The following is a 12,037-nucleotide window of genomic DNA, read 5'->3' on the forward strand; positions in this document are numbered from 1 at the left end:
TGCGTTGGCACGGCCACGGGTGTTCAGGCCCAGTGTTAAGGGCATCGCGTCGAGGGAGAGTGTGACGAACTTGTCTCGAGTCACTTCCTGATCAGCGGAATCTGCAAATTGGTTGGCCGGTTCTGCTCGGTGTCAAAGCCACGGCCGTCGATGTTGCGGGCGCCCCAGAACAGGAGGTCGCCCCTGAGATAGACGAGATCATATTCCATGAAGTTCGTGGCCTCGGCGAGACCGAAGGGAGCGAAGGTCTTGCCGAAGATGCTCTGGGGCGCGCCTACGTCCCACGGTGCATATCCGACCGCGGCGACCTTGTTGAGCACATCGGCAAATCCCTGCGCCAGCGGCGTAACCTCGTAGGTCTCGTCGGCAATGAAGTCGACCTTCTGCGCGCCCGGAGCGATGGGATGCGCACCCTTCCACAGCATATGGCCGCCAATCCTGATCCGCGCGAGCGGCACGGCGCTGTAGGGATCGGCCGAGTTGACGATATCGAGCTCGAAACGGTCGGAGGGGAGATATTTGAAGGCCCGCTTGAGATAGAACGGCTTGAGCGTGCCATCGGCGTTCTTCGCCGCGCTCGGGCGCACCTCCGGTGCGATGCTTTCCCAGTCGCCGAGCAGCGCCTGCTTCAATCCTGTCACATCCAGTTCCATGTTGTTTGCCTTTGCCTGCGTGTTGGAGGATTGCGCAGCCGCTTCGCCAGATCCCGCCAGTGCCAGGATCAGCAGAGACGTTTGAATGCACTTGAGCATGTGAAGCTCGCTCCCCTGCGCCTCTGCCTGCCAGGCAGACCTGGTTCACGCCGGCTATACGGGCAGCTGGCCGCCTGGAAAAAGACTTTGTAAGCTGGCCCCATGCCTGCGAGATATGGGAGATCGCGATGGAGCTTCGGCATCTCCGCTATTTCGTCGCCGTTGCCGATGCAGGCAGTTTGACTGTTGCGGCCGAGCAGAAGCTGCACACGTCGCAACCGTCGCTCAGCCGGCAAATCCGGGATCTCGAACGGGAGGTCGGCGTTCCCTTGATGAACCGCAGCGCCCAAGGCATCGCGCTGACGGCGGCCGGCAAGGCCTTTCTCGAGCACGCCAGAATGGCGCTGCTTCAGGCGGAGGCTGCCAAGGAAGCGGCGCTCCGTGCCGCGCAGCCCCCGCAGCCCGCTTTCTCGTTGGGCTTTCTGTCGGGCGCCGAAATCGACCTGCTGCCCGAGGTGGATCGCATTCTGCGCGACGCATTTCCCGGCATCGATATCCGCCTCTCGAGCGATTATTCGCCCTCGCTTGCCAAGGCCCTGATGCGGCGAAAGCTCGATGCTGCCTTCATCCGGCCGGAGGAGCACATGGAAGATCTGGTCTGCCGGCGCGTGCGCACCGATCCGCTGGTCTTCGTCTTTCCGAGCGACCATCGGCTGGCTTCTCAAGCCGCGGTGGCGCCCGAGGAAATCAGGGACGAGACCTTCTACCTACCGTCCAAATCCGCTCCCGCGGTTCGCCGTATCGTTCTGGATTATTTCAGCCGGACCGGAATCGACCTCAAGCCCGACCGCGAAGTCCACAATGTTGTTCACGCGATCTCCATGATCGCGTCCACGCGCGGCGTCATGATGCTGCCGGCCTACACGAAGCGATATCTGCCGGAGACGATCACCACCCGGCCGGTGCGGGGTGAAGCACCCAAGCTTGATCTCGTTGTCGCCTATCACAAGGCGAATCAATCCCCGATCCTGAAGTTGCTTCTCTCCGAGGTCGGCAAGCTCGCCACGGCGTCGTCCTAGGCTCACTTCACCGGCCGCTTCTCGAGCTTCCTTGCCAGTGTGCGGCGGTGCATGCCCAGCCTTCTCGCCGCTTCCGAGATGTTGAAATCGGTCTCGATCAGCGTCTGGTGGATGCGCTCCCATTCCAGCGTCTTGATCGAGGTCGGCCGTGCATCGAGGGCGACTTCGGCGTTGCCTTCGGCCTTGTTGAAGGCGGCTTCGATATCGTCGGTGTTCGACGGCTTTGCCAGGTAGTGGCAGGCGCCGAGCTTGATCGCCTCGACGGCGGTGGAGATGCTGGCAAAGCCGGTCAGCACCACGATCAGCATCTCCGGATCGTGCGTGTGCAGCAGTTCCACGCAGGCGAGGCCCGAGGCGCCGCCGAGCTTGAGATCGACCACCGCGTGTCCAAAGGATCGCTCCTCCAGCACCTTCCGCACCTCTTCGATCGAAGCTGCGAGGACGACGTCGTAGCCGCGGCGCTCGAACGAGCGTTTCAGCGTGCGCGCGAAGCCGGCATCGTCCTCGACGACGATGAGCGAACGGTCAGGCGTCAAAATTTCCTCCGATCGCGAGCGTTGCGAGCGGCAGCGTCAGGCGGACGGTGGCGCCACGCTTCCTGTGGTTCTCGGCGGTCACGCTGCCGCCGAGCTTGCGCACGACGTTCACGACCAGGAACAGGCCGAGCCCGCCGCCGGCGCGGCCCTTGCTCGAGTGATAGGGTTTTCCGAGCTGCGCCAGCATCTCCGGCGCAAAGCCCGGGCCGCGATCGCTGATCGACAGCACGAGATTGTCGCCCTCGCGCTCGGCCAGCAGCTCCACCCATTCGCGCGAGACCTCATAGGCATTGTCGAGCACGTTGAAGATCACTTGCTTCAGCGCGATGTCAGAGACGATCGCGACGTCCTCGCCGAACGTGTTGACGAAATAGAGCGTGCGGGCCGAGCGTGCGTCGCGCCACTCGTTCACCAGCGCGGTGACGAAGGCCGTCACCGTCGTCGGCGAGGAGCCTTCGCCGCGCGCTTCGCCCGCCGACACCAGGATGCCCGTCACGATGGTCTTGCAGCGTTGCAGAGAGGTTTCCATCTCCGCGAGATCCTCGGCAAGTTCCTGATCGGCGGCGAGATCGGGCATGCGGCGCCAGTCGCTGAGGATCACCGACAGCGAGGCGAGCGGCGTGCCGAGCTCATGCGCCGCGCCGGAGGCGAGCAGGCCCATGCGGACGATGTGGTCCTGTTCGGCTGCATGCTGGCGCAGTGCCGCCAGATGCGCATCGCGCTCACGCAAATTCCTGTTGATGCGGGTGACGAACACGACCAGCAGCACGGCGTTGAGGACGAAGCCCAGCAGCATGCCGGTTACGGTGAGACTGTAGGCCTCGCTGATCGGGTTCGGCGGCAGGTCGAGCGGCCGGTAGGCCATGGTCAGCCAGATGAAACTCGCGCAGGTCAGTGCGACCAGTGACCAGGTCGAACGGGCATTAAGCAGCACCGCCCCCAGCGTCACCTGGAGCAGGAACAGCGAGGTGAAGGGATTGGTGGCGCCGCCGCTGAGGTAGAGCTGCGCGGTCAGCGCGGCGACATCGAGCATCAAGGCGACCAGCAGCTCGTTGTTGGTGATCGCGGCGCGATGGCGCACCCAGACGAGGCTGGAGACGTTGAGCAGCAGCAGCGCGCCGATCACCGCGCCCATCCGTTCCAATGGCAGGGGAATACCCAGGCCAAAATGCACGCCGCCGATGGTCACGATCTGCCCGACCACCGCGGTCCAGCGCAGCTGGATCAGCAGCGCCATGTTCTTGCGGTTGGTCTCGTCGTCGGTCGGCGCAACGCCGATCAGCTCGCTGCGCGCGTCCGCCTGCGATTGCAGCGTGACGGCGTCATGCGTCATTCCGTCGTCAGGTAGATTCGACGATCGTTCCAGCATCTGATCCCGTCCTGCGGGCGGTGGCATCGGAGCAGCCGGCCGGTTCGTGGACGAAGCGCTTGCGGCGGAACAGCCCGCCGCCGAATGTGACGAAAAGTTTACCCGCCAGCATGAAAGCCAGGGCAAACCACGTCAGCGCGTAGATCAGGTGGTTATTGGGAAAGCTGATCACGGTCAATCCGCCGATCGGGCCGCTGGTGGTTTGTGATCCGGCGTCAGCATCGACGAAAAAGGGTGCGACATGGTCGAGGCCGCGCGCTGCCGCAATCGCGGCGACATCCCGCGAGTACCAGCGGTTGTGCTGGGGCACGTTGTTCCGCAGGAATCCGCCCTTCGGCTCCGTCATGCGGAGCAGGCCCGTGATCTCGACCTGCCCGTCCGGATTGCCGATCTGGCGCGTCGATGCGTCGCGCCGCTCGGACGGCACGAAGCCGCGATTGACCAGGACGAGCGTGCCGTCGCCGCGCTGAAGCGGCGTCAGCACCCAATAGCCGGGGCCTTCCTCGGTGACCGCCTGAACCAGTGTCTCGCGGTCATGCAGGAAGCGGCCGGTGAGGCTGACGTGCCTGTATTCGTCGTTTGCGGTGGAGACGGCCGGCCAGGCCGCGCGCGACGGGATCGGCTGGGCCGGGGCATGGACGCGCTGCTCGACGCGGTCGATCAGCGCCAGCTTCCAGGTGCGCCGTTCGATCTGCCAGACGCCGAGTGCGATCAGAAGTGCAAAGGCCGCGAGCGAGAGAACCGTGAGCCACAGGCGCGGACGCGCAGCGTTGCGACGCGCGTCCTTATCCTTGCCTGTCACGGTCCAAGCCTTGCTCACTTTCAAGCCTTGCTCACTTCCAAGCCTTGCTCACTTCGGAGTCTCGCTTACTTCATTCCCGTCATCTGGTGCATCGGCATCATGTTGCTGTTGAGGTGGTTCATCACCCACAGCGAGCCGGACAGCGCGATCACCACCATGACGATGGTGAAGATCAGCGCCATCATGCTCCAGCCGTTCTCGGACTTGGTGTTCATGTGCAGGAAGTAGATCATGTGCACGACGATCTGCACGACAGCGAAGGCCATGATGACGAGCGCGGTGATCTGCTTGCTCGGCAGCGCGCCGCTCATCACCAGCCAGAACGGGATCGCGGTCAGCACGACCGAGAGCACGAAGCCGAGCATGTAGGTCGAGAACGTGCCGTGGGCGTGGTCGTCGCCGTGGTGATGGCCGTCCGCGTGGGCGGCGTGGGTATCGGTGTTCATCGCAGAACTCCCAGGAGATAGACGAAGGTGAAGACGCCGATCCAGACCACGTCCAGGAAGTGCCAGAACATCGACAGGCACATCAGGCGGCGGCGGTTGGCTTCGATCAGGCCGAACTTCCAGACCTGCACCATCAGGGTCACCAGCCAGATCAGGCCGCAGGAGACGTGCAGGCCGTGGGTGCCGACCAGCGTGAAGAAGGCGGACAGGAAGGCGCTGCGCTGCGGGGTCGCCCCTTCATGGATCATGTGGGCGAACTCGGAGAGCTCGATGCCGATGAAGGCGAGGCCGAACAGGCCAGTGATCGCCAGCCACATCTGGGTCTGGGCGATCTTGTTCTGCTGCATCGTCAGCATGGCAAAGCCATAGGTGATCGACGACAGCAGCAGCATCGAGGTGTTCACCGCGACCAGCGGCAGCTCGAACAGGTCCTTCGGGGCGGGGCCGGCGGCGTAGTTGCCGCCGAGCACGCCGAAGGTGGCGAACAGCATCGCAAAGATGAGGCAGTCGCTCATCAGGTAGATCCAGAAGCCGAGCGGGGTGCTGTAGCCTTCCGGATGCGGGTGTTCGTCGGCGAGATAGAAGACCGGCTCGCCGGTTTGCGAGGGATTCACAGAGACAGTCATTTACTTGGCTCCGGCGAGCAGTTTGGTGCGCGCGTCCTCGGTCCGGATGACGTCGTCGGCCGGGATGTCGAAGTCGCGGTGATAGTTGAAGGTGTGACCGATGCCGACGGCGAGCATCGCGATGAAGCTCACGGCGGCAAGCCACCAGATGTACCAGATCAGGCCGAATCCCATCGCGGTGGCGAGGCCGGCGAGGATGATGCCGGTGCCGGTGCTGCTGGGCATGTGGATCGGCTTGAACCCCAAGAGCGGACGCTGATAGCCGCGCTTCTTCATGTCCCACCACGCGTCATTGTCGTGAACGACGGGGGTGAAGGCGAAGTTGTAGTCCGGCGGGGGCGAGGAGGTCGCCCATTCCAGCGTGCGTGCATCCCAGGGATCGCCGGTGACGTCCTTGAGCTGCTCGCGCTTGAGGAAGCTGACTGCGAACTGCATCAGCATGCAGAGGATGCCGAGGAAGACCAGGCCGGCGCCGATCGCGGCGATGACGAACCAGATCTGCAAGGACGGATCGTCGAACACGCGCAGGCGGCGGGTCACGCCCATCAGGCCGAGCACATAGAGCGGCATGAAGGCCATGTAGAAGCCGGTAACCCAGAACCAGAACGACAGCTTGCCCCAGAACGGATCGAGCTTGAAGCCGAACGCCTTCGGGAACCAGTAGTTGATGCCGGCGAACGCGCCGAACACCACGCCGCCGATGATCACGTTGTGAAAGTGCGCGATCAGGAACAGGCTGTTGTGCAGGACGAAGTCGGCCGGCGGCACTGCGAGCAGCACGCCGGTCATGCCGCCGAGCACGAAGGTCAGCATGAAGGCGATCGTCCACAGCATCGGCAGCTCGAAGCGGATGCGGCCGCGATACATCGTGAACAACCAGTTGAACATCTTCGCGCCCGTCGGGATCGAGATGATCATCGTGGTGATGCCGAAGAACGAGTTGACGCTGGCGCCCGAGCCCATCGTGAAGAAGTGGTGCAGCCAGACCAGGTACGACAGGATGGTGATGACCACCGTGGCGTAGACCATCGAGGTGTAGCCGAACAGCCGCTTGCCGGAGAAGGTCGAGGTCACTTCCGAGAAGATGCCGAAGGCGGGGAGAACCAGAATGTAGACCTCGGGATGACCCCAGATCCAGATCAGGTTCACGTACATCATCGGGCTGCCGCCGAAATCGTTCGTGAAGAAGTTGGTGCCGACGTAGCGGTCAAGCGAGAGCAGCGCGAGCACGACGGTCAGGACGGGGAAGGAGGCGACGATCAGGATGTTGGTGCAGAGCGCGGTCCAGGTGAACACCGGCATCTTCATCATGGTCATGCCGGGACAGCGTAGCTTGACGATGGTGCAGATCAGGTTGATGCCGGATAAGGTCGTGCCGACGCCTGCGACCTGCAGCGCCCAGATGTAATAGTCGACGCCGACGTCAGGACTGTAGCCGATGTTCGACAGCGGCGGATAGGCCAGCCAGCCGGTGCGGGCGAATTCGCCGATGAACAGCGAAGCCATCACCAGCACTGCGCCGCCGACCGTCATCCAGAAGCTGAAATTGTTCAGGAACGGGAACGACACGTCGCGCGCGCCGATCTGCAGCGGCACCACGTAGTTCATTAGGCCGGTGACCAGCGGCATCGCCACGAAGAAGATCATGATCACGCCATGGGCAGTGAAGACCTGGTCATAGTGATGGGCGGGGAGGAAGCCTTCGGAGCCGCCGAACGCGAGTGCTTGTTGTGCGCGCATCATCAGCGCGTCGGCGAAGCCGCGCAGCAGCATCACGATGCCGAGGATCATGTACATGATGCCGATGCGCTTGTGGTCGACGGTGGTGAACCACTCGCGCCACAGATAGCCCCAGAGGCGGAAATAGGTGATGCCGGCGAACAGTGCGCCGCCGCCGAGCGCGACCATCACGAAGGTGCCGACCAGGATCGGCTCGTGCAGCGGCAGCGAATCGAGGCCGAGACGGCCGAAGATGAGCTTGAGAAGATCAGGAGACATGCGAGCTCTCTTTAGGAGTCTGACTTCAGGAGTCTGACTTGGGACGTTGTCCGAGGAAGAAGGACGAGGACTTCAGCGGCGTGAAGATCGGCCGCTTCAGGCCGGCACCGAGCAGCGGCGCGGTGTCGGCGGGTGCCGTGATGGAGGCGGTGGTCCTGCCCTGCGGCGCATCGGGCGTGCAGGTGCCGGCGACGAAGGTTGGCTCGGGTCCGAGCGCGGTGCCGCGGCGTGCGTACTTGTCGTAGGCTAGCGGCAGGGTGCTGTTCAGGCCCTCATGGCCGAGACCGCCCTTGGCGTCGATCGCCATCATCTCGCTCTGGCACATCTTGCCGGTCTCGACGCACATGTTGAGGATCAGGCGGTAGAGGTCGGAATCGACGGTGCCCCAGCGGCGCACCGGCTCGTTCTCGCTCGGCTTTTCGAGCTGGAGATATTCGGCGCGGCCGAGCGAGCCGCCGGCTGATTTGGCCTGCGCGATCCAGGCGTCAAAGCCCTTGTCGTCGAGGCCCTTGAAGTTGAAGTGCATGCCAGAGAAGCCGGCGCCGCTGTAGTTCGCCGAAAAACCCTTGTAGGTACCGGCGTGGTTGATCACGGCGTGGAGCGACGTCTCCATGCCCGGCATCGCGTAGATCTGACCGGCGAGTGCGGGGATGTAGAACGAGTTCATCACCGAGGAGGCGGTGATGTGGAAGTTGATCGGGCGGTCAACCGGCGCGGCGAGCTCGTTGACGGTGGCGATGCCGTAATCGGGGTAGATAAAGAGCCACTTCCAGTCGAGCGCGACGACATCGACGACGAGCGGAGCCTTGGACTGGTCCACGGCGCGTTCCGCATGGATGCGGCCGATGTTGCGATAGGGGTCGAGCAGATGCGTGCCCATCCAGGTCAGCGCGCCCAGGCAGATGATGATCAGCAGCGGCGCCGACCAGATCACCAGCTCAAGCTTGGTCGAGTGGTCCCAATCCGGCTCGTAGCGGGCCGAGGTGTTGGACTGGCGGTAGCGCCAGGCGAACAGCACCGTCAACGCCATCACGGGGACGACGATCAGGAGCATCAGGACGGTGGAGATGATGACGAGGTCGCGCTGTTGCGCTGCGATATCGCCGGCAGGCGCCAGCACGACGTAGTTGCAGCCGCTGAGCGCAGCTGCCAGGGGTAGCAGCGCCAGGATCTTGAGACGGGACACGGGCCGAGCCTTATGAGAATGAGTTTCCTTTGCGGGCCCAAGGGGTAGCTGCGGCGCAGCAATCCGGACATTGGACAATTTGTCCAATGTTGCACTGCGGAATGTTGGGTCAGACAGGGGCAGATTGCCTGGCGCCCCGCCGGGCGGTCGGCTTTGGTTTTCAGGACGTTAAGGGCGCACGAATGGCGACGGCACAGACCCCCGCAATGGCAGACCTCCACTCGGGCGAGCACGGCCACGACCAGGCCAGTCCCGGCGAGATCGCCATCGGCGTCATCATCGGCCGCACCTCGGAATTCTTCGACTTCTTCGTCTACGCGATCGCCTCGGTGATCGTATTCCCGCGCCTGGTGTTCCCGTTCACCAGCGAGCTGACCGGCACCCTCTATTCCTTCATGATCTTCGCGCTGGCCTTCGTGGCCCGGCCGATCGGAACCGTCATTTTCATGACGGTCGATCGCGAGTACGGCAAAACCGCCAAGCTGGTCTCGGCGCTGTTTCTGCTTGGCACCGCCACAGTCGCGCTAGCGTTCCTGCCCGGCTATCACGACATCGGCGTTGCGGCGATCTGGCTGCTGGCGCTGGCGCGTATCGCGCAGGGTCTGGCCTGGGGCGGCGCCTGGGACGGCATGGCTTCGCTCCTGGCCCTGAACGCGCCGCCCTCCAAGCGCGGCTGGTACGCGATGGTGCCGCAATTAGGCGCCCCGCTCGGCCTGATCGTGGCGAGCGCGCTGTTCGCCTATTTCGCCGGTAACCTCTCGGCCGACGACTTCTTCGACTGGGGCTGGCGCTATCCGTTCTTCGTCGCCTTCGCCATCAACGTCGTGGCGCTGTTCGCGCGCCTGCGCATGGTGACGACGGAAGAATATGCCTCGTTGTTCGAGACCCGCGAATTGCAGCCCGCGCGCATCTCCGAGACCGTCGCGCGCGAGGGCCAGAACATCATGCTCGGTGCATTCGCGCCGCTCGCAAGCTTCGCGCTGTTCCACATGGTCACGGTGTTTCCGCTGTCCTGGGTGTTCCTGTTCACCCGCGAAAGCCCGGTGCGCTTCCTGATCATCGAGATCGTCGCCGCCGTGTTCGGCGTCGCGGCCATCGTGGCCTCCGGCATCATCGCCGACCGCGTCGGCCGCAAATCGCTGCTGATGGGATCGGCGATTGCGATCGCGATCTACAGCGGTTTTGCTCCGCAGCTGCTCGATGCCGGCGCGTTCGGTGAGACCATCTACATGGTGATCGGCTTCATCCTGCTGGGTCTCTCCTTCGGCCAGTCCTCGGGCGCGATCGCCTCGAACTTCCGGCAGGCGTACCGCTACACGGCTTCCGCGCTGACCTCGGATATGGCCTGGCTGTTCGGTGCCGGCTTTGCGCCGCTGGTGGCGCTTCTGCTCGCCACCAATCTCGGCGTCATCGCTTCAGGCGCCTATCTGCTGTCAGGCGCGTTCTGGACGTTGCTCGCACTCTGGCTCAGCGGCCAGCGCGAGGCCGGCGACATGGACGCGGGCGCTGAAGCCGCGTCCAGCGGACGGGAATAAAATTCAGGCCGGACGATCCTGTTTGCGGCGACGCAAGCAGGAGATTCCATGAACGTCCGGTCCAATCCCGTCCACCCGCAAAGTTTTGCAAGCCTCGTCCTTACCGTAAGCCTGGTCCTCACCATCGTCGCGATCGTTTTCTCGACCGGGCTTGTCCACGCCACCGGCAACGTCGCGCGCGGCCAAACGCTCTACAAGGGCTGCGCAGATTGTCACTCCATCAATGAGAACGCTGTCGGCCCGATGCACAAGGGCGTGGTCGGTCGCAAGGCGGGCAGCGTGCCCGGCTATGACTATTCGGCCGATCTGAAGAACTCAGGGATCGTCTGGACCGAGGACAATCTCGACAAATGGCTGGCCGGACCGCAGGCCATGGTGCCGGAAACCAAGATGTTCTTCGACGTCCCGGACGCGCGGGATCGTGCTGACATCATCGCGTTTCTGAAGGAAAAGGCGCGGTAGGTCGGCAGAGCAGGTCTCGTAGGGTGGGCAAAGCGAAGCGTGCCCACCATCTGTCGCTATCATTGACGGATCGTGGGCACGGCGCTACGCGCCTTTGCCCACCCTACGGCACTGTCTTTGTGGCTCGAGATCTCGGGTTCGCGCTAAGCGCGCCCCGGGATGACGCGCGCTTAGTGCGCGTCAATCCGCCACGACCTTCACGCGATCCCGCACCTTCACCTGCGCGTTGCGATCGAGCCCGTTGAGCACGCGGAAGCGTTCGGCGGGATGATCGACGCCGGCCATGCGGTGGGAGAGCGATTCCACGGTGTCGCCGGGCTGCACGGTGATGACCTTGATGCGCAGGGGGCGCGCGGCCTGGATCTCGTCGAGCGTCAGGCGGCGGAATGAATTGACGGTCTCGCGCGCGTTGCGCTCGCTCTCGGTCGATTTCTGCCGTGTCGCGAAGATGAAGCGATAGACGTCGCTGCCGAAGCGCAACGCATAGACCTTGAACTGCCACTGATCGCCCTTGGCGGTGGCGGACGCAGCCGGAAAACCGTTGATGGTGATGTCTTCGGTGGAGGCCTTCTCGACGCCCTCCATCCAGCCGGAATTCAGGTAATCGCCCAGCGACTGCTCGGCCGGCACCCTCACGACGTCGAAACGCATCGCCTGCGAGCCGCCGTCGCGCACGCCGATCACCGCCTGCGCGGTGTTGTCGAGCGTGAAATTGTCCGGCGCCTGGAAGGTGAAGCCGAGTTTCGGATGCAGGAAGCGCCGGCCGCGCACAAAACCTTCGCTGGGATCTTCGCCATAGACGAGGTTGTCGATCGCGGCGAGGTAGGTCTCGCGGTCGCGCTCGGCGCCCTCGGGCGCCGCATATTGCCGTGCGATGGTCTGCGCATTCTGCACGCGCTCGGGGGTGGCCGGATGCGACGAGGTGAAATCCTGCGCGCGCGGATCGAGCGAGGTCTTGCCGACCTTGAGCTCGGCATTGCGCTCCATCGCTGACAGGAAGCGGGCGGCACCATAGGGGTCGAAATGTGCCTTGGCGGAAAGGCCGACGCCGATGCCGTCGGCCTCGAACTCCTGGTTGCGCGAAAAGCTCGCCATGGTGAGCTTGGTCTTGGCCAGCGCAAGCGCGGTGAGATCGGGATCGTTGCTCATGTCGGTGACGACGCGGGTGACTATCGCGGCCTGGCGCGCCTGGTCCTCGCGCATCGCGGCGTGCTTGGACAGCACATGCGCCATCTCGTGGCTGAGCACGGAGGACAATTCCGAGGTGTCGCTGGCGAGCGCGAGCAGGCCGCGGGTGACATAGAGC

The 12,037-nt window shown here is 63.9% G+C and carries 12 protein-coding genes; 3 read left to right on the forward strand and 9 right to left on the reverse strand.

The genetic code is table 11. From position 1 onward, the window contains the following. Positions 1–80 precede the first annotated feature (80 nt). Positions 81–752: a hypothetical protein gene (locus AC1DW2_RS42460; RefSeq protein ID WP_441496800.1), complete on the reverse strand. Its 672-nt coding sequence runs from the start codon at positions 750–752 to the stop codon at positions 81–83. Positions 753–880: 128 nt separating this feature from the next. Between AC1DW2_RS42460 and AC1DW2_RS42465 the strand changes: the two genes are divergently transcribed. Continuing rightward, the gene (locus tag AC1DW2_RS42465; RefSeq protein ID WP_135216446.1) at positions 881–1,771 is read left to right on the forward strand and encodes a LysR substrate-binding domain-containing protein; all 891 of its coding nucleotides are present in this window, start codon (positions 881–883) and stop codon (positions 1,769–1,771) included. Between the two features lie 2 nt (positions 1,772–1,773). Here the strand turns inward: AC1DW2_RS42465 and AC1DW2_RS42470 are convergent, their stop codons facing one another. From AC1DW2_RS42470 to cyoA, 7 genes are read right to left on the reverse strand one after another with little or no spacing between them, the layout of a single operon-like run. Next, positions 1,774–2,307 (reverse strand): response regulator transcription factor, encoded by a 534-nt coding sequence (locus AC1DW2_RS42470; RefSeq protein WP_014490373.1) that lies wholly within the window; start codon positions 2,305–2,307, stop codon positions 1,774–1,776. Then, positions 2,297–3,676: an ATP-binding protein gene (locus AC1DW2_RS42475; RefSeq protein ID WP_166346186.1), complete on the reverse strand. Its 1,380-nt coding sequence runs from the start codon at positions 3,674–3,676 to the stop codon at positions 2,297–2,299. The genes AC1DW2_RS42470 and AC1DW2_RS42475 overlap by 11 nt, the downstream gene beginning before the upstream one ends. After that, positions 3,648–4,496: an SURF1 family protein gene (locus AC1DW2_RS42480; protein WP_477009070.1), complete on the reverse strand. Its 849-nt coding sequence runs from the start codon at positions 4,494–4,496 to the stop codon at positions 3,648–3,650. Before AC1DW2_RS42480 ends, AC1DW2_RS42475 begins: the two co-directional genes overlap by 29 nt. Positions 4,497–4,543: 47 nt before the next feature. After that, complete coding sequence (gene cyoD / locus AC1DW2_RS42485) at positions 4,544–4,924, reverse strand: cytochrome o ubiquinol oxidase subunit IV (RefSeq protein ID WP_085399178.1); 381 nt, start codon at positions 4,922–4,924, stop codon at positions 4,544–4,546. Continuing rightward, complete coding sequence (gene cyoC, locus AC1DW2_RS42490; RefSeq protein ID WP_477009071.1) at positions 4,921–5,550, reverse strand: cytochrome o ubiquinol oxidase subunit III; 630 nt, start codon at positions 5,548–5,550, stop codon at positions 4,921–4,923. Before cyoC ends, cyoD begins: the two co-directional genes overlap by 4 nt. Continuing rightward, complete coding sequence (cyoB, locus tag AC1DW2_RS42495) at positions 5,551–7,548, reverse strand: cytochrome o ubiquinol oxidase subunit I (RefSeq protein ID WP_071908451.1); 1,998 nt, start codon at positions 7,546–7,548, stop codon at positions 5,551–5,553. Between the two features lie 25 nt (positions 7,549–7,573). Beyond that, a complete protein-coding gene (gene cyoA / locus AC1DW2_RS42500) occupies positions 7,574–8,734 on the reverse strand; it encodes a ubiquinol oxidase subunit II (RefSeq protein WP_477009072.1) in 1,161 nt (386 codons plus the stop codon). Between the two features lie 182 nt (positions 8,735–8,916). Here cyoA and AC1DW2_RS42505 point away from each other — a divergent pair, with 182 nt between their 5' ends. Both AC1DW2_RS42505 and AC1DW2_RS42510 read left to right on the forward strand, forming a co-directional pair. Then, positions 8,917–10,269 (forward strand): MFS transporter, encoded by a 1,353-nt coding sequence (locus tag AC1DW2_RS42505; RefSeq protein ID WP_477009073.1) that lies wholly within the window; start codon positions 8,917–8,919, stop codon positions 10,267–10,269. A 48-nt stretch (positions 10,270–10,317) separates the two neighbouring features. After that, positions 10,318–10,731: a c-type cytochrome gene (locus AC1DW2_RS42510; protein ID WP_477009074.1), complete on the forward strand. Its 414-nt coding sequence runs from the start codon at positions 10,318–10,320 to the stop codon at positions 10,729–10,731. Positions 10,732–10,911: 180 nt separating this feature from the next. Here the strand turns inward: AC1DW2_RS42510 and AC1DW2_RS42515 are convergent. After that, positions 10,912–12,037: M48 family metalloprotease (locus AC1DW2_RS42515; RefSeq protein ID WP_477009075.1), on the reverse strand; the 1,126-nt coding region annotated here is incomplete at its 5' end.

Source organism: Bradyrhizobium sp. P3_C3 (assembly GCF_056402655.1).